A 22568-nucleotide genomic window follows, 5' to 3' on the forward strand; every position below is an offset into this window, starting at 1 on the left:
GCCGGGGATGCGCGACCTCTTCTTCGTCGCGACGCTGATGGCGCTGCTGGCGCTGGCGGTCGCGCGGCCCTTCGCCGGGATCCTGCTGTGGTCGTGGATTTCCTTCATGAACCCGCACCGGCTGGTCTGGGGCCCTGCCTCCGAGCTGCCCTGGGCCATGTCGGTCTTCGCCGCCACGCTGATCGGCTGCGTCGCGGCGGGGGAGATGCGCCGGCCCGTCTGGAACGCCGTGACGATCCCGCTGCTGGGGCTGATGGCGTGCTTCACCCTCACCTCGGCCGCGGCGCTCGGCGATCCCACGGCGGTCTGGGCGAAGTGGGAGCAGGTGATGAAGGTGCTGCTGATGCTGCTCGTCACCGCCTCCATGCTGACGGACCGGCGGCGGGTGCACGCGCTGGTCTGGGTGATGGTGATCTCGCTCGGCTACTACGGGGTGCGCGGCGGGATCTTCGCGATCGTCAACGGCGGCAACTACCGGGTCTGGGGCCCGGTGCAGACCATGATCTACGACAACAACCACCTGGCCGCGGCCATGCTGGTGACGCTGCCGCTGATGAACTGGCTGCGGATGCAATCGGCGCACCGCCTTGTGCGCACGGGGCTCGCGGCCGCGATGGCGCTGACGCTGCTGGCCACCGTGGCCAGCTACTCGCGCGGCGCGCTGCTCGGCCTGCTCGCGGCCGCCTTCGTGATGTGGCTCCGCAGCAAGAGCAAGATCATCTCCGGCACCTTGCTGGCGGGCTGCCTGGCGGGGGCCATCGCCTTCATGCCGGGCGCCTGGACGGAGCGGATGAACACCATCTCCACCTACCAGGAGGACGGCTCGGCCTCGGAGCGGCTGGTGCTGTGGGGCATCTCCTTCCGCCTCGCGCTCAGTCGCCCGCTGGTGGGGGTGGGCTTTACCGGGCCTTATAACCGCGCGGTGGTGGACACGGTGGCGCCGGACGGGCCGGCGCGCGCCGTGCACAGCATCTGGTTCGAGCTCCTGGGCGAGAACGGCTTCCCGACCTTCTTCCTCTGGGTGGGGCTGACGCTCTCGGGCCTTTTCTACGCGTGGAGGCTCGGCCGCATGGGGCGCGGCCGGCCGGACCTGGCCTGGGCAAGCGATTTCGGTCTCATGGCGCAGGTCTCGATCGTCGCCTTCCTCGTCAGCGGGACCTTCCTCTCGCTCTCCTACTGGGATTTCTACTGGACGCTGCTGGTGGCCGTGGGCGCCACCTATGGGCTGGCGCGCAAGGCGCTGGCCGAGGGGGCGGCCGGGCGCACGGAAAGATGGCGCGGCGCGGCGGGCGGATGGCGGGCGGCGCCCGCGCGGCCAGCCCTGCCGGGCCTTGCGAGAGGTGCCGGCGCATGACCCCGTGCATGACCCGGCCATCGGAGGAGCGCGCGCATGGACGGCCTCTACTTCCTGGCGATGCTCGCGGGCATCGCGTGGCTCACCTGGTGGGCGGTGCGCGACCCCGGCACGGCCGCCTGGTCGCCCTTCGAAATGCGGGAGGAGCCGCCGGCCCCGGTTCCTTCGGCGGGGGCCGGCCATGAGCGCGGCGCGCGATATCCTCGCCCATCCCGGAGCGGCGCCGCGCCGCGCGGAAGACCCGGTCCGGCTGCTGACCTTCAGCACCCTCTACCCAAGCCCGGGCCGGCCCAACCATGGCGTCTTCGTCGAGAACCGCCTCCTCCATCTCGTCGGGGGCGGTGAGGCGGAGAGCACGGTGCTGGCGCCGGTGCCGTGGTTTCCGTTCCGTGGCGGAAGCAGCCCGGCGGAGGCCCTCCGGCACGGGCTGCGGGTGCATCATCCCCGCTTCCTCGCCCCGCCCGGGCTGGGGATGCTGACCGCGCCCATCAGCCTCTACCTCACGGCCCGCGCGGCGCTGGCGCGCCTGCGGGAGCGGGGGTTCGACTTCGACCTGCTGGACGCGCACTACCTCTACCCGGACGGCGTGGCGGCGGTCTGGCTGGGGCAGGAGCTCGGCAAGCCCGTGGTCATCACGGCGCGGGGTTCCGATGTCAGCCAGCTGCCGGACTACCGCCTGCCCCGGCAGGCGATCCGGCGGGCCATCGCGGGGGCGGACGCACTGATCGCCGTGAGCTCGGGGCTGCGGGACGGCCTGCTGGCGCTCGGGGCGCCGGCGGAGAAGGTCACCGTGCTCCGCAACGGCGTGGACCTGGATCTCTTCACGCCCCCTGTTTCGCGCCGGGCTGCGCGCGCGGCCCTCGGGCTGGGCGAGGAGCCGGTGCTGATCTCGGTGGGGCACCTCATTGAGCGGAAGGGGCACCACCACGTCATCGGGGCGCTGCCGATGCTGCCCGGGCACAGCCTGCTCATCCTGGGGGAAGGGTCGGAGCGCGGGGCGCTGCTCGCCCTCGCGCGGCGGCTGGGCGTGGAGGAACGGGTGCGGTTCGTCGGCGCTCAGCCCCATGCGAGCCTGCCCGGCTGGTACGGCGCGGCGGACGCCATGGTGCTCGCCTCCAGCCGGGAGGGATGGGCGAACGTGCTGCTGGAATCCATGGCCTGCGGCACCCCGGTGGTGGCGAGCCCGGCCTGGGGCAGCCGCGAGGCGGTGCGCTCCCCCGCCGCGGGGCTGGTGCTGGATGAGACGACGCCGGAGGCGGTGGCCGCCGGGGTGCGGCGCCTGCTGGCCGCCCCGCCGGACCGGGCCGCCACCCGCGCCTATGCCGAGGGCTTCGGCTGGGAGGAGACGACCGCCGGGCAGATGCAGGTGTTCCGGCGCGTTCTGGCGGCGAGGGCAGGGGCATGATGCGCCGGCGCCACCTTCTGGCCACCGCGGCGGCCTGCGCCGCGCCCGCCGGGGCGATGGCGCAGGTGCGCGCCGCCGCCCCGGCCTGTCCCTCCCAGAGGGGCGACGTGGTGGGGCTGGTGCTGGAGGGGACGGGCGGGCCGGCCGGCGCCGTAGCCGTGTTCGGCCAGGCCTTCCGCCCCGGCGACGTGCCGGATGCCGGCGCCGGCCGCGCCGCGCTGCGCGCGCGGCTGCCGGACGGGCGGCCCGTGCCCGTGCAGGTTGACGTGAAGGCCCGCCATCCCGACGGCTCCGCCCGCTGGGCGGTGGTCGCCCTGTCCTGCCCGGCCCTGCCGCGCGGCAGCCGGCAGGGGGTGGTGCTCTCGGCAGCGGCAGAGGCGGCGGGGCCGGCCATGGACACCGCGGCGGCGCTCTCCGGCCGGCAGGCGGTTGTCACGGTGCGCGGGGCGGGCGGGGCGGAGTGGAGGCTGGATCTCCTGCCGGCCTTCCGCGCCGCGCTGGCGGAGGCGCCCTGGCAGGCCGGGCCGCTGGCCGTTGCGGCGCGGATCTCTGCCGCCGTTTCCCCGGCCGCGGCGGGGGGCGTCGCCTCCCTCCGCCTGGTCGCGGACGTGGCGCTGCGGGCGGATGGCGCGCTTTGGGTGGAGGCCTGGTTCCGGAACGACGTTGCGATGCGCCCGAACGGCGGCGAGGCGGCCTACGCCGCGCAGCTGGTGCTGGACGGGCGCACGGCGCTGGAGGTCACGATCCCCAGGCAGTTCCAGTACACGGGCTGGGGACGGCTGGTGGGATCGGTCCGCGCCGGCACGGCGCCCTGGGTGCGGCACGATGCCGCCTACCTCGCCGACGCGGCCGCCGTGGCGCGCTACGACCTCTCGACCGGGGTCGATGAGGCGGTGCTGGCCCGGATGGGGCAGGCAGTCACGACGCCAGCCTGGGCGGCACCCCTGACGGCGCGGGGAATCGCGCAGGACATGGGGCAGACCGGCGGCCGCCCCGATATCGGCCCTGCCACCATGCCACAGGCCGCCTGGCTGATCACGGGCGACCCCCGCGCGGCCGCCTACGCATTGGGGCAGGCCGAGGCGGCGGGTTCCATCCCCTGGCACTACTGGGATCCTTCCGGCGGCGCGGGCAGCGGCGGCTGGATCGACACGCGCCGCTGGCCCCGGCTGTGGAGCGACGGGCGGGGCGGCCCCGCGCCGGGCGGGCTGATGCAGCCCGTGGCGGGTGATACCGGCTGGCGGGCCGACTGCGCGCACCAGCCGGACCTGAACTTCGTGCCCTACCTGCTCACGGGGCGCCGGGCGCTGCTGGACAACCTGCAGGCCCAGGCTTCCTGGTGCGTGGTCTCGCAGTGGCCGGCACCGGCCGCCCGCGGGGCAGCGGGCGCCGCGGGGCCGGGGGAGGGGGTGAACGTCGTGCGCGGCAACCAGGTGCGCGGTGCTGCCTGGTCCCTGCGCCAGCTGGAGAACGCGGCCTGGGTGAGCCCGGACGCCGATCCCAACCGGCCCTGGCTGCGCGCGGCCGCCGCCGGGAACTGGGCCTGGATCCGCGCGCAGATCCCCGCCTGGACGGCAGCCCAGGGCGAGGCGCATGGCTGGATCCCCGGCGAATACGGCTCCGCGGGCGTGCTGCCGCCCTGGCAGCAGGACTACTTCGCCTCCACCGCGGCGATCGCGGCGCGGCGGGGGGACGAGGCGGCGCGCGCCGTGCTGACCTGGATGGCGAACTTCCTCGTCGGCCGCTTCGCGGCGGCGGATCGCGGCTTCACGCGGAACGACGGCGCGGCCTATCTCATCGCGAACCTCTCCTCCGGCGGGCAGCCCCTGGGCAGCTGGGCGGCGATCGGCGAGGCGACACGGGCAAGGGGCCTCTCCAACGGCAATGGGTGGGGCAAGAGCGAGGGCGACTACGTCCAGCTCGCGATGGCCTCGCTCGCGGCCGTCTCCGACGCGCTCGGCTCCGAGAAGGCGGCGCAGGCCTATGGCTGGCTGGCCGGAACCGGTGCGCCCTTCACCCGCGCGCAGGACTTCGCCCGCGACCCGGTCTTCCACATCGTCCCGCGCGGGCGGGCCGGCGCCCGGTGCGCGCCGTGAATCGTGCGCCATGAGTCGTGTGGCGTGAGCGGCCGGGGAGGGGCAGCCCGATGATCCTCGTCTTCGACATGACGAATGGCGGCACGGCCCATGTGCCGATCAACCGCGGCCTGCTGCAGGCGATGGCGCTCGCGCTGCCCGGGACCGGCGTGCGCTTTCATGCCGAGGCGGACCACCTGGCGGCGCTGCGCGAGGACCCGGCGATGCTCCGCCTGCCGAACCTGCGCTTCACCCCCATCGCGCTCTCGCCGCTGTACCGGTGGAAGACGCACATCGTCTCCGCCCGCCGCTTCTGGCGGGAGCTGCGGACGATCCAGGCCGCGCTGCGCGCCGCCGCGCGCGAGGCCAGCGCGGGGGAGGCGCACCTCATCGTGCTCGCCTCCACCACGCCGACGGCGATTCTTGCTGCCCTGATCGCGGCACGCACGGCGCGGCAGACCGTCTCGGTGCAGGTGGGCATGCACGGGAACCTCAACGAGGTGGTCGGCTGGCGGTCGCGCCACCCGCTGGTCCGCATGCTCGACCTGCACGCCATGCTCGCGCGGCCGGCGCGGCAGCTCAGGCTGCTCGTCTTCGAGACGGTGATCCGCGAGGCGCTGGAGGCGATCATCCCCGGCAGCCGGGCCCGCACGGACGTGCTTCCCCACCCCGTGGACACGCGGGAGGCGGCGGGCCACCCGGCACCCGGCCTGGACGGGCCGCTCCGTATCGGCATCGTGGGGATGGCGACCGGATCCAAGGGGATCGACGCCTTCCTGGAGACGGCGCGGCTGTTCCGGGCGCGGTATGGCGAGCGGATCGAGTTCCACATCGTCGGCGGACGCCCGCACACCACCCCCGCCGAGCGCTTCGCCGACATCGCCCACCCCGTGGAGATCGGGCACATCCCCCGCGCCACCTTCGCGGCGCGGCTGGCCGGCCTGCACTACGTGTTCCTGCCGCTCCAGCCCGGCTACTACAGCCTGTCGCCGAGCGGTGGGCTGATGGACGCCGTGGCCTGGTGCAAGCCGGTGATCGCCGCCCGCGTTCCCATCACCGAGGCGCTTTTCGACGAGGGCGGCGATATCGGCCATCTCTGCGACGACCTCGCGGGGATGCAGGCGGTGCTGGAGGAGGTCATGGCGGGCGGCCTGGACCGCGCCCGCTACGAGGCCCAGGTGGCGGCGCTGCGCCGGCTGCGCGAGGGCCGCGGGCCGGAGGCGCAGGCCCTGGCCTACCGGACCATCCTGCGCCAGGGCTTCCCGGAGTTGTTCCGGCGGGCAGCACCATCCCGCCTGGCGCTGGCCTCAGCCCCGGTTGTTGCCGGCGCGCCAGGAGCCGAGGGCGAGGAGCGTACCGCCGAGGAAACGCGGTAGCGGCCGCGGCAGGGCGGAGACGCCCAGCTTGAGCTTCGTCCTCCATCCCCGGTGCGGGCGGGGGAGCTGCGCGTAGATCCGCCGCACCGCCTCGTGGTCATGGCGCCCGAAGGCGATGTCCAGCGCGCTGGCACGGCGATGCGCGGCGCTCTCCCGAATGGCGGCCGCGTGCTGCAGCAGAGAGGGGCGGCGTTGGAGCACGTGCTCCAGGATCGCCGCGTCGCCGAGGTTCATCGCCTGCACGTCGGCCGAGTAGTTGCCGGCGTGCTTACGGATCTCGACCAGTGGCCGGGTCACCACGCCGAAGGGCGCGTGCTCCGCCAGCAGCAGCACCGTGGCGAAATCCGTGCCGACGATGCGCCCGACGGACGCGTCCCAGCCGCCGATCCCCAGGAGGAAGAGGCGGTCCGCCACCATGCAGGAAGGGAAGAAGGGCTGGAAACGGATGAGCCGGTCGACGACCGGGCTGTCGAACACCGCGCTGTCAGGCCCGAGGGGGCGAAGGCCATCCCAGAAGCCGGGCGGCGCCGCATCGAATTTACGCGCGGCGTCGTGCTTTTCGTCATGGAGAATAGTGAAATTCGCGAAGGCGACGCGCGTGCGCGGCTCTGCGGCCCAGAGCGCGGCCATGGCGCGCAGGAAATCGGGAGACCAGAGGTCGTCGCTGTCGCAGAACGCCACGAGCTCGCCGCTGGCGATCCGGAGACCAGCATTGCGCGCGGCGAGATCGCCCGAGTTGGGGATGCGGCAGACCGTGACAAGGCCGCCGTAGCGCCCGGACAGCATTGCGGTCGTGCCGTCCGTGGATCCATCATCCACCACGATGATCTCGTGCGGGCGCAGGCTCTGGCCGATGATGGCGTCGAGGGTCTGGGCGAGCAGGGCCGCGCGGTTGTAGGTGGGGACAACGACGCTGATGCGCACCGTGGCTTGCGGCAACATGGGATCACCCGGGCCCGCCGGCCCGCCGGAAGACGAGGTCGGCCATGTCGAAGCCCGTGCGGGTGAAGGGAACCAGGCGAGTGGGCGCGGGGCGGATGTAGAAGCCGGGGCGGTAGTCGTTCGCGACCTCGAACGGGTGGAACCCGGCCTCCCTGAACAGGGCGAGCAGCGCCTCCAGCGATCCGCCGGTCTCGTTCAGGGCGGCGGGCTTCACCTCGACGAGCACCTCGGCGTCCTCGCGCAGCCGCGGCAGGATGTCCTTCATGCCCTGGAGCACCATCCACTCCGCGCCCTCGACATCGATCTTGATCAGCCGTGCCGCCGTGATCTCCTCGGCCGGCACGATCTGCGCGAGCGGCCGGCCCTCCACCGTGGCCTCGTGCCGGGCGCCGTTGCGGGCCGCCTCCTCCGCGACAATCGTGGTTCCGCCGAGATTCGTGTCGTCGTGCAGGAAAACCGGCACGGGGCCGGCCTCCGCGGTGGCCGCCACATTGTAGGCGCGGACGTTCCCCGCGCCGTTCGCCGCCAGGTTCCGCTCCAGGCGCCGGAAGATCCAGGGCGACGCCTCCACCGCATGAACGCGCCCGCGGGGCCCGACGAGGCTGGCGGCGAGCAGCGTGTGCAGCCCGACATTGGCGCCGATATCGATCACCACGTCGCCCGGCTTCAGCGAGGCGCGGAGGAGCGCCGTGACGGAGGGCTCCCAGATGCCGAAGAAGTACACGTAGCTGTGCACCACGTCCGGGAAGGCGCCTTCCAGCCTTGCTCCGAAGCGCGTCCGCGCCTCGATCCGGAAGGACCGCCAGAGGATGTGGCGATGGACGATCCGGTTCCAGAGCCATTCCTTGCCCGAGCGCAGTGGGACGTGGCGGAAGTAGAGCCGCAGCCCGGCACAGGCGGCACGGAGCATCATGAGCTGGCCTTGCGGCCGCGCGATCGCGTTCATCGGCTGTCCTGGGAAGAGAAGATTTCGGCGTGGGAATACCGGAGGCGCTGTGCCGGGCCGGCCCCGCCGCCGATCCACATGCGAAGGAAGGTGGCGAGATCGCCGAGCTCGCGCGGGTCCATGCGATAGGTGTCGAGCGCGAGGAGCAGCGCACGAATGCGGTGGCCGGCGAGGAGGTTGTTCAGGGCAAGGCCCTTGCGGGCGCTGTAGCGGGCCCAGCGCAGTTCCCGCCGGAAGCCGTGCAGCAGCGGGTCCGCGGCCGCCAGGCTGTGCATCCGCATGGAATCGGGAGACAGGCGCGCAGGGGATGCCGTGAGGCCCGTTCCAGTGCGGCGCCATGCGTAGACCTCGGCGTCGAGCAGGTGGAGCGGCTCGACGACCGACAGCTTGGCGAGGAACAGGAAATCCTCGTAGTAGCGGAGCCCCTCGGCAAAACCGCCGATACGGAGAGCGACATCGCGTTTCACCAGAACCGCGCCGAGGTGCATCCAGAAGTTCGCGATCAGCTGGCGGGTGAGATCGGGGCCGCGATACACATCGGCGCGGTCTGAAGGGCGGCCCGCCCTTGCCATCGCGTCCGCGATGCCAGGCTCCCTGTGCAGGCTGCCGTCGCGATGCAGCGAGACGTGCCGGCCGCCGATCCAGTTCGGCTGTGCCGTGCCGGCCAGCGCCACGGTGGCTTCCAGCCGGCCGGGCAGCCACAAGTCATCCGCGTCGAGGAAGCCGATCCACTCCGTCCTCGCCTCCGCGATGCCGCGGTTCCGCGCCGAGGCCGGGCCTGTGTTGCGCGCCTGCCGGAAGACCCGGACGCGCGGCTCGGACTGCATCGACTGCAGCGTGTCCAGGGTGGAGCGGTCCGTCGATGCGTCATCGACAAGGATGAGTGCGGCGACACCACGGGAATCCCCGGCCGACAGCACCGATCGAGCCGCGGCGCGCAGCAGCGCGGGATCGCTGTTGAAGACAGGGCAGACGACGCTGAGGTCCACGGGGCAGCCCTGCACATGCACTGGTTGGAGTAAGCAAGATCAGACAGTTCGGGGGTTTAATCAATGAAACTGCACGGACGCTTTAGTCATTCCGGTTTAATTCTGTGAAATTCAATAAATTCAGATAATGTAAAATGTAAATTGTGTAAGGCGCATAATACTATCTATCCAGAAACCAATGTCCGGTTATCTTTCACCTGTGCCTTCACGAAGGACTTCAGGGCGATGGCGATGTTCCTGGTGACCGGTGGCTGCGGCTTCATCGGCTCGCATCTCTGCGCCGCGCTTCGCGCCCGGGGGCACGGCGTCCGGGTGCTGGACGACCTATCCAGCGGGTCCGAGGCCAATCTCGCGCCCGGCAGCAAGCTTCTCCTCGGCGATGTCTGCCAGCCCATGGCGCTGCGCGAGGCCCTGGCGGGCGTCGATGGCTGCTTCCATCTCGCGGCGATCGCCTCTGTCCAGCGCGGCGAGAGGGACTGGCTCGGCGCGCACCGGACCAATCTCTCAGCGACGATCGCGTTACTGGAAGCGGCGCGCGGGCTCCGCATTCCCGTGGTCTACGCCTCTTCCGCGGCGGTGTACGGCAGCAACGGGAGCCTGCCGCTGCACGAGGATTCCGCCACCCGGCCGCTTTCGGCCTATGGTGCGGACAAACTGGGATGCGAGCAGCACGCGCGCGTCGCGGGCCATGTCCACGGCGTTCCCACCGTCGGGCTGCGCTTCTTCAACGTGTTCGGGCCGCGGCAGGACCCGGCCTCGCCCTATTCGGGCGTGATCTCCATCTTCTGCGACCGCCTGCTGCGGAACGAGCCATTGACGGTCTTCGGGGATGGCGAGCAGACCCGCGACTTCATCTTCGTCGAGGACGTGGTGCGCGCGCTTCTCGCGGCGATGGACCACGTCGACATCGCCGCGCCCGTCTATAATATCTGCACCGGGCACGGGGTGTCGGTCCTGGAACTGGCCTCCCTGGTGGCAGAGCTTTGCGGCGTGAAGGCCGAGATCGTCCGTCAGCCCGCGAGGGCGGGGGAGGTCCGGCACTCGATCGGCTCGGCGCTCCGGGCGCGCGAACGGCTCGGCCTGGGCTCGACCGTGGCGATCCAGGACGGGCTGGAGGCGACCCTGGCGTGGATGCGGGCCGGGCGACCGGGGCTGGCGCCGTCTGCCCGTCCGGCCGTCAGCGCCAGAACGCCCATGTGGTCAGGCCTATGACAGCCCAGCCGAGCACCGAGAGCACGGCGATCAGCAGCGCGGCCGCCGGCCAGGACATCCGCCTCTGGACCGTCGCGGTGGCGGGCCTGACCTCACCGGATCCCCGGCCCGATTCCGCTTGGCCAGGGTCGGTACGGCCAGGGTTCATGCGACGTCTCCTCAAGCGGAACGGGGCCGTGATGAGCGGTGCTCCTCCGCCAGGGCCCGGACGGAAACCCTGTTCATAGCACAGCAAAGCACCGCAGGTCGTCCTAAAGGGGGAGCCCCAGCATGTGTGGTGTGGTAGGGATCTTCCAGCCGGCCCTCGGGACCCCGGACCTCGGGCCGGTCCGGCGCATGGCGGAGGCAGTGCGGCATCGCGGCCCGGACGGAGACGGCTTCCATGCCGAGCCGGGGGTCGCGCTCGGGCACCGGCGCCTGGCGATCGTGGACCTGGCCGGCGGCGCGCAGCCGATGACCACGCCCGACGGCGCGCTGGTGATCTCCTTCAACGGCGAGATCTACAACCACGCCGAGCTGCGCCTCGAGCTGGAGGCGCTGGGGCACCGCTTCGTCACCCGTTCCGACACGGAAGCCATCCTGCACGGATGGCGGCAATGGGGCGTGGGCTGCCTCGAGCGCCTGAACGGCATGTTCGCCTTCGCCTTGTGGGACCGGGACGGCGGGCAGCTCTTCCTGGCGCGCGACCGCCTGGGCGAGAAGCCGATGCACTACGCGGCGCTGCCGGACGGCAGCATCGCCTTCGCCTCGGAGATCGCGGGGCTGCTGGCGCTCCCCTCCCTGTCCCGGCGCCTGGACCCGGCGGCGATCGACGACTTCCTCGCGCTCGGCTACGTGCCGGACCCGCACACGATCCACGCCGCGATCCGGCGCCTGCCGGCGGCCCATTTCATCCGCATGGAAAGGGGCGAGTCACGGCTCCCGCCGCCCCGGCGCTACTGGCAGCCGCCGCAGTCCGTCGTGCCGCCCCACGGAACGCCGGCGGAGGAGCTGGCGACACGGCTGCAGGATTCGGTTCGGATCCGGCTCATGTCGGACGTTCCACTGGGGTGCTTCCTGTCCGGCGGCCTTGATTCCAGTGCGATCGCCGTCGCCTCGGCACGCGCCGGGCAGCCGCTGGACAGCTTCACCATCGGCTTCGCCGGCGCGGAGGACGAGCGCCCGGCCGCGGCCTCCCTGGCGCGGCTGCTCGGCGGCACGCACCGTGCCCAGGCCGCCTCGGGCGACCTGCTGGAGGATGCGCGGCGGCAGGCCGCCCTCTTCGGCGAGCCCTTCGGGGACGCCTCCTCCGTGCCGACCCTGGCCGTGTGCCGCCTGGCGCGCCGCCATGTCACCGTGGCGCTCTCGGGCGATGGCGGGGACGAGGTCTTCGCCGGGTATCGCCGCTACCGCTGGCACGGGCTGGCCGAAGCGGTGCGGCGCCTCATGCCCTCGCGGATCCGCCGCCCGCTGATCGGCTCGCTCGCGCGCGCCTATCCCAAGCTGGACCGGGCGCCGCGCTGGCTGCGCGCCAAGCACACGCTGACGGAGATCAGCCTCGACAGCGCGCTCGGCTACTACAACACGGTCTGCCGCATCGGGCAGGAGCGGCGGCGGGGCCTGTACTCCCCGGCGATGCGGGGCGCGGTGGAAGGGCACGACCCGGCGGCGCGCTTCGGTGCGCTGATGGAGGAGTGCGACCCGGACCAGCCGCTGCTGCAGGCCCAGTACGCGGACCTGCACACCTACCTGCCCGGCGACATCCTGACGAAGGTGGACCGCACGAGCATGGCGGTTTCGCTGGAGGTGCGGCCGCCGCTGCTCGACCACACGCTGGTGGAATGGGGCCTGGCCTTGCCGGCCCCGCTCAAGCTCCGCCAGGGGGCCGGGAAGCGCGTGCTGCGGGAGGCCGTTCAGGGCCTGCGGCCCGGTGCCGTGCCGAACCGGCGCAAGCAGGGCTTCGCCGCGCCGATGGGCGCGGCGTTGCGGGCGCAGATGCCGCAGCTGCGGGCGCGATTGCTCGGCCCGGCCATGCTCGACAGCGGGCTGTTCGATGCCGCCGCGCTGGCGCGGCTGGCTGACCAGCACGCCGATGGCCGCTTCGACCACGCCCAGGCCCTCTGGCAGCTGCTGGTGCTGGAAGGCTTCCTCGCGGGCGCCGCGGCCGGGGAGCGAGCCGTGCCCGACGCGGCGGTGCTAGCACCATGAGGAATGGCGGGGGACCCGCGCGTGGCGGCATCCTCGCGGCCACCGCGCGCGGGGCGGGCTGGGTAATGGCCTGGCGCATGATGACGCGGCTGCTAGGCCTGGTCAGCACGCTGATCCTCGTCCGCCTGCTGCCGCCCGGCGACTTCGGGCTCGTCGCCCTGGCAACGGCTTTCGCCCTGGCGCTGGATGTTTGCGTCTCCATCGGGGTGGAGGACCAGATCGTCCGCTCCCACGATCCGCGGCCGGCACTCTACGACACCGCCTTCACGCTGAACCTGCTGCGCTGCCTGCTCCTCGCGGTGCTGATCGCGGTGGCGGCCTGGCCGGCGGCCGGCTTCTTCGGAGAGCCGCGGCTGGCACCGGTGCTGCTCGCCCTCTCCGTCTCGGCGGCCGCGACGGGGCTGACGAATGTCGGCATCGCGGATTTCCGCCGGCACCTGAGCTTCGAGAAGGAGTTCCAGCTCCAGTTCCTGCCGCGCGTCGCCGGCATCGTGGTGACGGTGGTCGGGGCGTGGCTCCTGGCCAGCCACTGGGCGCTGGTGCTGGGCATCCTCGTCAACCGGCTCGGCCTCGTGGTGGCGAGCCACCTGCTGCACCCGTACCGGCCGCGCCTCTCCCTGACGGCGTGGCGGGAGCTGGCGGGCGTCTCGGTGTGGAGCTGGGCGAACAGCCTGGCCACGGTGGTACGCGACCGCGCGGACAGCCTTGTCATCGGCCGCGTCCTCGGCCCCACCCGGCTGGGCGTCTACGCGGCGGGGGCGGAGGTGGCGGTGCTGCCGACCACCGAGATGGTGGACCCGATCTGCCGCGCCTGCATGCCCGGCTTCGCCGCGGCCCTGCGCCACGGCGACCCGGTGGTGCTGGAGGATGCCTATCTCCGCATCGTCGCCCTCACGGCCCTGCTCACCATCCCCGCGGGCTTCGGCATCTCCCTCGTCGCCGGGCCGGTGGTGGCGCTGGCCTTCGGGCCGGCATGGATCGAGGCGGTGCCGGTGATCCAGATCCTCGGTGTCGCCTGCACGCTGACGCTGTTCGGCGGCATCAGCGCGGCGATGCTGAACGCGCGGGCCGCCCTGCGCACGCTGCTCGGCATCACCGTGGCCGCGGCCGCCGTGCGGGTGGTGCTGCTGGTCCTGCTGACGCGATCCCACGGCCTTTTCGGCGCCGGGATGGCCGTCGGCCTCGCGGTCGTGGCGGAGCATCTTCTTCTCGTCGGCTCCGGCCTGCGCGCCCTTCGGATCCCGCCCCTGCGCTTCCTGGCCCAGTTGCGGCGGCCGGCACTCGCCACTGCCACGATGGCCGTCGCGCTCTGGTGGGTCGGGCTCGGCTGGGCTCCCCCTCCGCCGTCCGCGGCGGCGGCGGTTCCGCTTCTCCTGGCCGGCGCCGGGCTTGGGGCAGGGATCTTCGTCGCCGTGCTCACGACGAGCTGGCTTGCCGCGGGAAGGCCGGCGGGCGCGGAGGCGGACATGGCCGCCCTGGTCCGCCGCATCGTCGGGCGCTTCGCGGCCCTGCGCGGGCGATCCCCGCTGCCGCGGGAGAGCTGACATGGACATGCCGGTGCCGCGACCGGAAACGCCGCCGGCCAGGCTGGACCGGGGCAGGGCCGAATGGGCGGCGGCCGTGTTCGGCCGGAACGAGGCGGCCTTCATCGCCGGCTGCATCCGCGCCCTGGCCAGGGCGGGGGAGGGAAGGGACCTGCACGTGACGGTGCTGCTGAACGGCACCACCGACGCTTCCGCCGCGCTGGCCTCCGCGGCGCTGCACGAGGCCGGGCTGCGCGGCCGGGTGTTCCTCATCCCCCAGGCCGACAAGGCCAATGCGCTGAACCAGTTCATCCACGCGCTGCGGCCGCGCGCGGAAACCGGATTTTTCGTGGATGCCTACGCCGTGGTGGAGCCGGACGCCTTGTACCGTCTGGCGGCCGGCCTGCGGGAGCATCCGAAGGCCCAAGCAGCCGCGGCCGTGCCGAGCACGGGCCGCAGCGCCGCCGCGTTGCGCCGCCGGATGCGGGTGGAGCCGGGACTGCACGGGTCGCTCTTCGCCCTGCGCGGCGGGTTCCTGGACCGGATCGCGGCGGCGGGGCTGCGGCTGCCGCTCGGGTTCTACCGGGGCGACGGACTGATCGGCTCCCTGGTGATGCACGACCTGGATGCGGCGCGCGGCGGCTGGCGGCCCGAGCGCCTCCTGGTGGAGGAGCGCGCGACCTGGTCTGCGCCGCGGCTGAACCCACTGCGCTGGCAGGATGCGCGGCGGCACTGGCACCGGCTGATCCAGCAGGGGCGCGGCCGCCTGCAATGGGCGGCACTGCGGGATACGCTCTACGCGGCGGATGGCGCGGCCGGCGGCTTCGGCGCGATGCCCCACAACGCCGATCGCCAGGTGCTGGAATGGATCGCGCGCGCCCCGGCCGTGCGGGAGCCGCGGCCCTGGCGCGATCCCTTCGCGGCGCTGGCGCTGCGCCGGATGCGCCGCGCCCCGCCCTGGGGCGACCTCATGCCGCACCTCGTCTCGGACACGGAGGCCGCATGAGCGCGCGCTCAGACCTTCAAAAGGCGCCGCAACCCGGCCGCGAGGCCGAGCGGCGACAGGACCGGCACGCGTTCCGACCAGACCAGCCGCCCGGCGCCGTTCGCCAGGCTGCGCTTGTACTGCGCGTCCCCGGCCAGGAAGTCGTAGACGGCGTCGCCCGCCTCCAGCGCGCGCTCCACCGCCATCGCGTGGCAGGTCAGCCCGGGCTTCTCGGGGGATCCCGCCTCCGTCGGCGCCAGCCCGCTCTGATAGGCCGAGACGCGGCCGCCGAGGCGGAAGTTGTAGAGGTAGCCCACCTCCGCCCCGCCCGCGGTCACGCGCAGCATGTCCAGCTCGTCCCGCACGGCGGCGGCCGCGATCAGGGCGCGGTGGAAGCGCAGCAGGAAGGGCGTGGCGAAGGCGCCGGGCCTGCCGCGGGCCTTCCACGTCCTCTCGTGCAGCTCGCGGAGCCGCTCGAACCATTGCAGCGCCTGGCCGGCATCCTCCGCGCGCTCCAGCCGCAGCGGGCCGCGCCTCTCGAAGGCGCGGGCGGAGCGGCGCAGCTGCTGGCGCGTGTTGGCGCTCCGCGTCGCGAGGTATCCGCCGCCGCTGGCCCTGACGGCCGCGAGATCCAGCAGGGGCGCGGGGCGTTCCTGCCACCGCAACACGGTGCCCCCGGCCGCTTCGGCCAGCGCCGCCTCCGTGCCGGCGAGGACGAGACGCCGCGCGCCGGAGACCGCCCAGGCGGCGCGGAGCAGGGCGGCCCCGGTGCCCTCCGGGGCCTGCGCCGCCACCAGCGGCGCGTTGTGCTCGATAAAGGGCGCGTCGAGCGCGGGATCGCCGCTCTCGGCGAGGTGGAGGCGGCCGCGGCGGCGGTTGAACAGCGCCAGCGCGACATCCCGACCATCCTGCCGGCCCCGCAGCAGGACGGGATCGTCGTAGCGCTCCTCCGCCAGGCACCCCACCCAGCTCCAGGACTGGAAGAAGGAGCACGCCGCCTCCGCCTCCAGGGCGCGCCAGTCCGCCCCCAGCTGGGCGAGGTCGCGCACGGGATGGGCGGTGATCTGCACGGGGGCGATCCTGCCCCGCCAGGGGCCGGCCGCACAATGTGGGGGGCACGGCAATGAAGGGCCCGTCGCGCCGCGTGCTGCACGTGCTGAAGTACTACCGCCCCTCCTTCACCGGCGAGGGCGTGTTCCTGGAGCGATGCAGCGCCGTGATGCAGGAGCTGGCGGGGACGGTGGAGCACGACCTCCTCGTCACCCACACGCCGCGCCCGGCCGCGCCGGAGGAGGCGGGGTTCTGCTCCACGCTGCGGCGGGTGATCTACCTTAACGCCGCTCCGGTCTCCACCGTGCGGCACCACGCCAGGCTCGCCCTGTGGTTCCTGCGGAACATCAGGCGCTACGACGCCGTGCATTTCCGCACCCATGCGGATTGGTACTTCGTCACCTACCTCCTCACCCGGCTCGCTGGGCGGCGGCTGGTGCTCTCGGCCACGCTGGACGACAGCCTGCCGGTGCTGATCGGCCACTACCGGCCTGGGCTCCGCCGGCTGGCGGCGGCGGGGTTCCGCCTGTTCCACGCCTATGTCGGCATCAGCCCCCGCCTGCACGAGCAGAGCCGCTCCGTCGCAGCCGAGCCGGAGCGCTGCCACCTTATCCCCTGCGGCGTCACCGTGCCGCGGGCGGCGCCCCGGACGCGGGAGCGCGTGCGCCGATCCCTCGGCGCCGGGCCGAACGACCCCGTGCTGCTCTTCGTCGGCGGCCTCTGCGCCCGCAAGGACCCGCTCTTCCTCATCGAGGCCATGCCCGAGGTGCTGGCGCGGCATCCCGGGGCACGGCTCGTCCTCGTCGGGCCGCCGCTGGAGCCGGACTACGTGCGCGGGCTGGAGAGGGCGGTCGCCGCGGCGGGGATCGGCGAGGCCGTGGTCTTCGCGGGGGAGCAGCTGGATCCGCATCCCTGGTTTGAGGCGGCCGACCTGCTCGTCTTCGCCTCCCGGCTGGAGGGATTCGGGACGGTGGTGCCGGAGGCGATGGCGCACGGGCTGCCCGTGGTCGCGCGCCGGCTGGCCGGGGTGAACGAGAGCTTCGTCCTGGAGGGAGAGACCGGCTTCCTGTTCGAGGACCGCGCCGGCTACCTGGGCGCCGTCCTGCGCCTGGCGGGAGACGCTTCGCTGCGGCGCCAACTGGGCGCAGCGGGGAAGGCGCTCTGCGCGCGGCAGTTCGGCATGCGGCAGGTGGCGGCGCGCTACCTCGGCATCTATGGCCTCGCGGAGCCGGGCGAGGCGTCGCCCGAAGGGCCGGAGAGCGGGCTCGGCTGCACCGCCTCCATCACCGACAGCCGCTTCCACGCCCTCGCCGATACGATCGGCACCGGCCCGCAGGACGCCCCGGTCCTGCTGACGATGGTGGATGCGGAGGAGGCCTTCGACTGGTCCCGGCCCTTCTCCCGCGACGCGACGGATGTCAGCTCCATGCGGAGCCAGCACCTTGCCCACCGCGTCTTCTCCCGCCACGGGGTGGTGCCCGTCTATCTCGCGGACTATCCCGTGGCGGCGCAGGATGCAGGGCGGGCGCCGCTGCGGGAGCTGTTGCAGGATGGGCTCTGCGACCTTGGCGCGCAGCTCCACCCCTGGGTCACCCCGCCCTTCACGGAATCAGTTGGCGAAGCCAACAGCTTCGCCCGCAACCTGCCCGCCATGGTGGAACTGGAGAAGGCGCGGCGCCTGACCGGCGCGCTGGAGGACGCCTTCGGCATCGCGCCCCGGATCTACCGGACCGGGCGCTTCGGGGTCGGCCCGCGCACGGCGGACGTGCTGAAGCAGCTCGGCTACGTCGCCGACAGCAGCGTCAATCCCTGCTGGCCGACGGCGGCGCAGCGGCACGATCCCAGCGTCTGGATCAACCCGCCCGGCCCCTACTGGGTGGACCGGGAGCGGACGCTGATGGAGATCCCGGTCTCCGCCGCCCTCGTCGGCCGCCTCGCGCCCCAGGGAGATCGCCTGGCGCCCTACCTCTTCCGGCCCGGGGCGGACCGGCTGCGCCTCGCCGGCGCCGCGGCCAGGCTGGGCCTGCTGGAGCGCATCCGGCTGAGCCCGGAGGGCATGACGGTGGAGGAGGCGAAGCGGCTGACGCGCGCCATGCTGGCGCAGGGCCACCGCGTCTTCGCCCTGACCTACCATTCCCCCTCCCTGGAGCCGGGGAACACGCCCTATGTCCGCACGGCGGCGCAGCGGGACCATTTCCTGGCCTGGCTGGACGAGTACTACGCCTTCTTCCGGGAGGAGCTGGGCGGCCGCAACACCACCTGGCGGGAGGTGCGTTTCGGGGCCGGGGCGGCGGCCGCGCCCGCGCTGGCGGCGGCTTCGTGATGGACGGCACCATCCCGCTCCGCCAGGTGCTCACGACACTGGGCCTGCCGCCGCTGGGGCTTGTCATCGCCTGCGTGGCGGCCGGGCTGCTGGCATGGCGTGGCTCGCGGGCTGCTGGCCTCGGCGCGGCGGTCGCCGCGGCTGTGATCCTCCTGCTGGCCACGCCCGCCGTCTCCGCGCTGCTCATGGCCTCGCTCGAGCGCGAGGTCGACCTGCCCGCGCCACCCCCGCGTGCGGCCCCCGCGGCCATCATCGTCCTCGGCGCCGAGGTGACGCATGGCCGCCACGGCGCGGCGGTCGGGCCGCTGACGCTGGAACGCCTGCGCGCCGGGGCGGCCCTGCAGCGCCGCACGGGCCTGCCGCTTCTCGTCACGGGCGGCGTGCTCTCGCCCGGGGATCCGCCCCTCGCTGCCCTGATGGCGCGCAGCCTAGAGGAGGATTTCCGGACGCCCGCGCGCTGGGTGGAGCCGCGCGCGGCGGATACGCGGGACAACGCCGTGTTCAGCGCCGCCATGCTGCGCGCCGAGGGGATCGGTGCTGCCTTCGTCGTCAGCCACGCCTGGCACCTGCCAAGGGCGCTGGAGGCCTTCGGGCGGGCCGGGCTGGAGGTTGTGCCGGAGGCGCCCGACCGGGTTCCTGATCCCCGCTTCGACCTTCCGCACTGGCTTCCCCGCGTGGACCGGCTGGTCGAGAGCTGGTTCGCGCTGCGGGAATGGGCGGGGAGGCTGGTCTATGCCATCCGCGACGGTAACTGACGTGCCCGTGGCCGGCGCCGCGGGGGCTGGCGCCCGGTTGGCGCGGCTGGAGGAGCCGCGCCTTCCCGGATGGTGCGACCGCTACCTGGCACCGGCGGGTGGCGATTTCTTCGCGGGGCGGGGCTGGTACGATACCGTCCTGGCCCATGCCGTGCCGCAGGGCGCCGTGCCGGTCCTGGCCGTTTGCGGGGGGGTGCTCCTGCCCTTGCTGGGCCAGGGGCGGCAGCTGCGCGCCCTGGCCACGCCCTATACGCTGCGATGGGACCCGCTGCCCGCCCCCGGCATCGGGCAGGCCGGGCTGCGGGAGGCGGGGCGGGCCCTTGCCGGGCTGCTCCGCGGCCGCCCGCCAACCCGGCTGGAAGCCCTGGACGACGCTTCCCCCGCGATGGACGGGATCACCGGCGGGCTCCGCGCCGGAGGGCTGTCGCTGGACCGGTACCTGCACTTCGGCAACTGGTGGCAGCCCCTGCAGCCCGGGGCGGGTTGGATGGCCTATCTCGCCGAACGCCCATCGGCGCTTCGCACGACCGTCGCGCGCAAGTTGGCCCGCACGGCGCGTGAGTCGCGCTTCACCCTCGTGACGGCGCCGGGGGCGGCGCTGGAAGGTGCGATCGACGCCTACCACGCGGTGCGGGAGCGCAGCTGGAAACCGCCCGAGCCCGCGCCGGCCTTCGACGCGGCCCTGATGCGGGCCGCCGCGGCGGCCGGTGCCCTGCGCATGGGCGTGCTGCACCGGGCAAGCGATGGCCGGCCCCTGGCCGCGCAGTACTGGGTCGTCACGGGAAGCTGCGGCTTCCTCCTCAAGCTCTCGCATGACGAGGCGGAGCGGGCAGCGTCGCCCGGCACCTCCCTGACCGCGATGATGATCCGCCACATGATCGAGGAGGACGGCGTCACCGGCCTCGACTTCGGCCGCGGCGACGATCCCTACAAGCGGCTCTGGGTCGCGGATCGCCGGCAGCGGTTCGGGCTGATGGTCACCGACCCCTGGCACCCCGCGGGGATGCTGGAGCTGGCGCGCCAGATCGCCAGGCGGGGGCGGCGGCAGGCGATGAGCTGGCGGCAGGCGGCGCCTGCCGGAGAGGCGCGGGAGGGAGACGCATGAGATTTCTCTACAGCCACCGCATCCGGTCGCGCGACGGGCAGGCGGTGCACCTGGAGGCCATGGTCGCGGCCCTGCGCGCGGCGGGGCACGAGGTGCGGGTCGTCGGCCCTGCCGGCTTCGAGCACGGCTCCCTCGGAGGGGACAGCAAGGCCGTTTCCTTCGTTCGCCAGCGACTCCCAGCCTGGGTCGGGGAGTTGGCGGAGCTGGCCTATGCGGTCCCGGCGGCGATCCGTCTGGACCGCGCCGCCTCGGCCTTCCGGCCGGACGTGATCTATGAGCGGGCGAACCTCTTCCACCTCGCCGGCACGCTCGTCGCGGTGCGCCGCGGGCTGCCGCTGCTGCTGGAGGTGAACGCCCCGCTGGCGGAGGAGCGGGCGCGCTTCGGCGGCTTGGCCTTGCGCCCGCTCGCCGCCTTCTTCGAGAGGCTGGTGTGGCGCCGCGCGGACCGGGTGCTGCCGGTCACGGCCGTCCTCGCGGCACGGGTCGCGCGGGCGGGCGTGCCGGCCGCGCGCATGACCGTCGTGCCCAACGGGATCGAGCCGGAGGATTTCCCCCGACTGGCCGAGCGGCCGTCCAACGGGGAGATCGTCCTGGGCTTCATCGGCTTCCTGCGGGAGTGGCACGGCCTCGCCTCCGTGGTGCGCGCCCTCGCGGCGGCGGAGCCGGGGCTGCGGCCCGTACTGCAGGTGGTGGGCGACGGGCCGGCCCGGGAAGGGCTGGAACGCTTGGCCGCGGAGTGCGGCGTGGCGGACCGGGTGCGCTTCACCGGCCTCGTTCCGCGGGACGAGGTGCCGAACGTCGTTGCCGGCTTCGACATCGCGCTGCAGCCGGCGGCCGTGGACTACGCCTGCCCCCTGAAGGTGCTGGAGTACATGGCGGCGGGCCGCCCCATCGTCGCCCCCGACCAGCCGAACATCCGGGAGTTGCTGGAGCATGGCCGCACCGCGCTGCTCTTCGATCCCGCCGATCCGGACGGGCTCTGGCGCGCCGCGCTGCGGCTGGCCGGGGATGCGGCGCTGCGCCGCGCGCTGGGCGATGCCGCGCGAGCCGAGATCCTGCGCCGCGACCTGACCTGGGGCGGGCACGCGCGCCGCGTCGCCATGCTCGCCGCCACCGAGACGGGGCGCCGCGCCGCCGGCCGCGCCGCCCGCACGACGCCGGAGCCCGCCGCATGATCCGCCCCGCCACGCCTGTCCTGGACGACCCCGCCCCGGGGGAGGAGCAGGCCGCCGCGCCGCTACTGCTGCACGTCTTTCCCAGCTTCGCGGTAGGTGGCGCGCAGGTGCGCTTCGCCGCGCTGGCAAACCGCTTCGGGCCGCGCTGGCGGCATGTCGTCGTCGCGATGGATGGCCGGTCGGACTGCGCGCGGAGGGTCGGGGACGGGGTGCGCCTCTCCACGGTCGGGCCGCCCTGGGAAGCCGCGCCGGGCCCGGTGCAACGCCTGGCACGAATGGCGGCGCTGCTGCGCCGCCTGAATCCGGCCCTGCTTATCACCAGCAACTGGGGCAGCATCGAGTGGGCCGTCGCCAACCGCTTGGCGGCGCGCGTGCCCCATCTTCATATGGAGGACGGGTTCGGGCCGGAGGAGAGCGGCGTGCAGTTCGGCCGCCGGATCATGGCCCGCCGCGTCGCGCTGCGGCAGAGCAACGTTGTGCTACCCTCCTCGACGCTGCTCCGGGTGGCACGGGATGTCTGGAAGCTTCCGCCGGATCGGCTCAGCCACATTCCCAACGGCATCGACCTGCGCAGCTTCCGGCCGGACGGGCCAAAGGCCGAGCTGGGCTTGGGTGGGGACGGACCGCTGATCGGCGCGGTCGGGGCGCTGCGGCCGGAGAAGAACTTCGCGCGGCTGCTGCGCGCCGCTGCCGTGCTGTTGCGGGAGGGGGCAGTCTTCCGCCTCGCCCTCGTCGGCGACGGGCCCGAGAGGCAGCGGCTGGAAGCCCTGGCCGCGGAGCTCGGCATATTCGGCATGACGCATTTCACCGGCCATGTCGCGGACCCGGCCGCGGCCTACCGGGCCATGGATGTCGCCTGCCTTTCCTCAGACACGGAGCAGATGCCCTTCTCCGTGCTGGAGGCAATGGCGACGGGCCTTCCTGTCGCGACGACGGAGGTCGGCGACGTGCGGCTGATGCTGTCGGAACCGAACGCGCCGTATCTGGCGGCCCGCACCGACGCGGCCCTGGCCGGGGCACTCCGGCCGCTGCTGCACGATGCCGGCCTGCGGCACCGCATCGGGCGCGCGAACAGGGCGAAGGCGGAACGCGACTACGACCAGGAGGCCATGTTCCAGGCCCATGCCGCACTGATCGAGCGGACCGTGCTCTCACGGTGAGTGATG

17 protein-coding genes are annotated in these 22568 nt (G+C 73.4%); 13 read left to right on the top strand and 4 right to left on the bottom strand.

What is annotated here, in order from left to right:
• Window positions 1-7 precede the first annotated feature (7 nt).
• The 4 genes from NRP21_RS23950 to NRP21_RS23965 all read left to right on the top strand — a co-directional run bounded on the left by NRP21_RS23950 (window position 8) and on the right by NRP21_RS23965 (window position 6210).
• Window positions 8-1354 (top strand): putative O-glycosylation ligase, exosortase A system-associated, encoded by a 1347-nt coding sequence (locus tag NRP21_RS23950; RefSeq protein ID WP_257718761.1) that lies wholly within the window; start codon window positions 8-10, stop codon window positions 1352-1354.
• Window positions 1355-1535: 181 nt separating this feature from the next.
• Window positions 1536-2759, top strand: a complete 1224-nt coding sequence (locus NRP21_RS23955) for a glycosyltransferase family 4 protein (RefSeq protein ID WP_257718762.1) — start codon at window positions 1536-1538, stop codon at window positions 2757-2759.
• Entirely contained in the window at window positions 2756-4855 is a 2100-nt protein-coding gene (locus NRP21_RS23960; protein ID WP_257718763.1) for a hypothetical protein, read from the top strand. The genes NRP21_RS23955 and NRP21_RS23960 overlap by 4 nt, the downstream gene beginning before the upstream one ends.
• A gap of 50 nt (window positions 4856-4905) precedes the next feature.
• Window positions 4906-6210, top strand: coding sequence for a glycosyltransferase family protein (locus NRP21_RS23965; RefSeq protein WP_257718764.1), 1305 nt, complete (start codon window positions 4906-4908; stop codon window positions 6208-6210).
• On the opposite strand, the gene NRP21_RS23970 is transcribed toward NRP21_RS23965, so the two are convergent.
• Genes NRP21_RS23970 through NRP21_RS23980 form a run of 3 tightly spaced genes read right to left on the bottom strand, consistent with a single transcriptional unit; the run spans window position 6142 to window position 9087 of the window.
• Window positions 6142-7152: a glycosyltransferase family 2 protein gene (locus NRP21_RS23970; RefSeq protein WP_257718765.1), complete on the bottom strand. Its 1011-nt coding sequence runs from the start codon at window positions 7150-7152 to the stop codon at window positions 6142-6144. The two genes, NRP21_RS23965 and NRP21_RS23970, sit on opposite strands and share 69 nt — an antisense overlap.
• Window positions 7153-7156: 4 nt before the next feature.
• A complete protein-coding gene (locus NRP21_RS23975) occupies window positions 7157-8098 on the bottom strand; it encodes an FkbM family methyltransferase (RefSeq protein WP_257718766.1) in 942 nt (313 codons plus the stop codon).
• A complete protein-coding gene (locus NRP21_RS23980) occupies window positions 8095-9087 on the bottom strand; it encodes a glycosyltransferase family 2 protein (RefSeq protein WP_257718767.1) in 993 nt (330 codons plus the stop codon). The genes NRP21_RS23975 and NRP21_RS23980 overlap by 4 nt, the downstream gene beginning before the upstream one ends.
• A gap of 225 nt (window positions 9088-9312) precedes the next feature.
• Here NRP21_RS23980 and NRP21_RS23985 point away from each other — a divergent pair, with 225 nt between their 5' ends.
• The 4 genes from NRP21_RS23985 (at window position 9313) to NRP21_RS24000 (ending at window position 15015) form a co-directional block, all read left to right on the top strand.
• Window positions 9313-10299 (top strand): NAD-dependent epimerase/dehydratase family protein, encoded by a 987-nt coding sequence (locus NRP21_RS23985; protein ID WP_257718768.1) that lies wholly within the window; start codon window positions 9313-9315, stop codon window positions 10297-10299.
• A 270-nt stretch (window positions 10300-10569) separates the two neighbouring features.
• The gene (asnB, locus tag NRP21_RS23990) at window positions 10570-12486 is read left to right on the top strand and encodes an asparagine synthase (glutamine-hydrolyzing) (protein WP_257718769.1); all 1917 of its coding nucleotides are present in this window, start codon (window positions 10570-10572) and stop codon (window positions 12484-12486) included.
• The gene (locus NRP21_RS23995; protein WP_257718770.1) at window positions 12483-14030 is read left to right on the top strand and encodes an oligosaccharide flippase family protein; all 1548 of its coding nucleotides are present in this window, start codon (window positions 12483-12485) and stop codon (window positions 14028-14030) included. The genes asnB and NRP21_RS23995 overlap by 4 nt, the downstream gene beginning before the upstream one ends.
• 1 nt (window position 14031) lies before the next feature.
• The gene (locus NRP21_RS24000) at window positions 14032-15015 is read left to right on the top strand and encodes a glycosyltransferase (RefSeq protein ID WP_257718771.1); all 984 of its coding nucleotides are present in this window, start codon (window positions 14032-14034) and stop codon (window positions 15013-15015) included.
• 8 nt (window positions 15016-15023) lie between these two features.
• On the opposite strand, the gene NRP21_RS24005 is transcribed toward NRP21_RS24000, so the two are convergent.
• On the bottom strand, window positions 15024-16064 hold the full coding sequence (locus NRP21_RS24005; protein ID WP_257718772.1) for a GNAT family N-acetyltransferase: 1041 nt from the start codon (window positions 16062-16064) through the stop codon (window positions 15024-15026).
• 53 nt (window positions 16065-16117) lie between these two features.
• Between NRP21_RS24005 and NRP21_RS24010 the strand changes: the two genes are divergently transcribed.
• The 5 genes from NRP21_RS24010 to NRP21_RS24030 are packed head-to-tail and all read left to right on the top strand — an operon-like array spanning window position 16118 to window position 22562.
• On the top strand, window positions 16118-18367 hold the full coding sequence (locus tag NRP21_RS24010) for a glycosyltransferase (RefSeq protein ID WP_257718773.1): 2250 nt from the start codon (window positions 16118-16120) through the stop codon (window positions 18365-18367).
• The gene (locus NRP21_RS24015; protein WP_257718774.1) at window positions 18367-19122 is read left to right on the top strand and encodes a YdcF family protein; all 756 of its coding nucleotides are present in this window, start codon (window positions 18367-18369) and stop codon (window positions 19120-19122) included. Before NRP21_RS24010 ends, NRP21_RS24015 begins: the two co-directional genes overlap by 1 nt.
• Window positions 19100-20227 (top strand): GNAT family N-acetyltransferase, encoded by a 1128-nt coding sequence (locus NRP21_RS24020; RefSeq protein ID WP_257718775.1) that lies wholly within the window; start codon window positions 19100-19102, stop codon window positions 20225-20227. The genes NRP21_RS24015 and NRP21_RS24020 overlap by 23 nt, the downstream gene beginning before the upstream one ends.
• Window positions 20224-21402, top strand: coding sequence for a glycosyltransferase family 4 protein (locus tag NRP21_RS24025; protein ID WP_257718776.1), 1179 nt, complete (start codon window positions 20224-20226; stop codon window positions 21400-21402). The genes NRP21_RS24020 and NRP21_RS24025 overlap by 4 nt, the downstream gene beginning before the upstream one ends.
• On the top strand, window positions 21399-22562 hold the full coding sequence (locus NRP21_RS24030) for a glycosyltransferase (protein WP_257718777.1): 1164 nt from the start codon (window positions 21399-21401) through the stop codon (window positions 22560-22562). The genes NRP21_RS24025 and NRP21_RS24030 overlap by 4 nt, the downstream gene beginning before the upstream one ends.
• The last annotated feature ends 6 nt before the right edge of the window (window positions 22563-22568 follow it).

The organism is Roseomonas populi, from assembly GCF_024594815.1.
Taxonomy (GTDB): domain Bacteria; phylum Pseudomonadota; class Alphaproteobacteria; order Acetobacterales; family Acetobacteraceae; genus Roseomonas; species Roseomonas populi.

Excerpts from the sequence above, each read along its gene's own strand:
- NRP21_RS23950 (WP_257718761.1), top strand. The coding sequence starts at position 8 with ATGCGCGACCTCTTCTTCGTCGCGACGCTGATGGCGCTGCTGGCGCTG.
- NRP21_RS23955 (WP_257718762.1), top strand. The coding sequence starts at position 1,536 with ATGAGCGCGGCGCGCGATATCCTCGCCCATCCCGGAGCGGCGCCGCGC.
- NRP21_RS23960 (WP_257718763.1), top strand. The coding sequence starts at position 2,756 with ATGATGCGCCGGCGCCACCTTCTGGCCACCGCGGCGGCCTGCGCCGCG.
- NRP21_RS23965 (WP_257718764.1), top strand. The coding sequence starts at position 4,906 with ATGATCCTCGTCTTCGACATGACGAATGGCGGCACGGCCCATGTGCCG.
- NRP21_RS23970 (WP_257718765.1), bottom strand. The coding sequence starts at position 7,152 with ATGTTGCCGCAAGCCACGGTGCGCATCAGCGTCGTTGTCCCCACCTAC.
- NRP21_RS23975 (WP_257718766.1), bottom strand. The coding sequence starts at position 8,098 with ATGAACGCGATCGCGCGGCCGCAAGGCCAGCTCATGATGCTCCGTGCC.
- NRP21_RS23985 (WP_257718768.1), top strand. The coding sequence starts at position 9,313 with ATGGCGATGTTCCTGGTGACCGGTGGCTGCGGCTTCATCGGCTCGCAT.
- asnB (WP_257718769.1), top strand. The coding sequence starts at position 10,570 with ATGTGTGGTGTGGTAGGGATCTTCCAGCCGGCCCTCGGGACCCCGGAC.
- NRP21_RS23995 (WP_257718770.1), top strand. The coding sequence starts at position 12,483 with ATGAGGAATGGCGGGGGACCCGCGCGTGGCGGCATCCTCGCGGCCACC.
- NRP21_RS24000 (WP_257718771.1), top strand. The coding sequence starts at position 14,032 with ATGGACATGCCGGTGCCGCGACCGGAAACGCCGCCGGCCAGGCTGGAC.
- NRP21_RS24010 (WP_257718773.1), top strand. The coding sequence starts at position 16,118 with ATGAAGGGCCCGTCGCGCCGCGTGCTGCACGTGCTGAAGTACTACCGC.
- NRP21_RS24015 (WP_257718774.1), top strand. The coding sequence starts at position 18,367 with ATGGACGGCACCATCCCGCTCCGCCAGGTGCTCACGACACTGGGCCTG.
- NRP21_RS24020 (WP_257718775.1), top strand. The coding sequence starts at position 19,100 with ATGCCATCCGCGACGGTAACTGACGTGCCCGTGGCCGGCGCCGCGGGG.
- NRP21_RS24025 (WP_257718776.1), top strand. The coding sequence starts at position 20,224 with ATGAGATTTCTCTACAGCCACCGCATCCGGTCGCGCGACGGGCAGGCG.
- NRP21_RS24030 (WP_257718777.1), top strand. The coding sequence starts at position 21,399 with ATGATCCGCCCCGCCACGCCTGTCCTGGACGACCCCGCCCCGGGGGAG.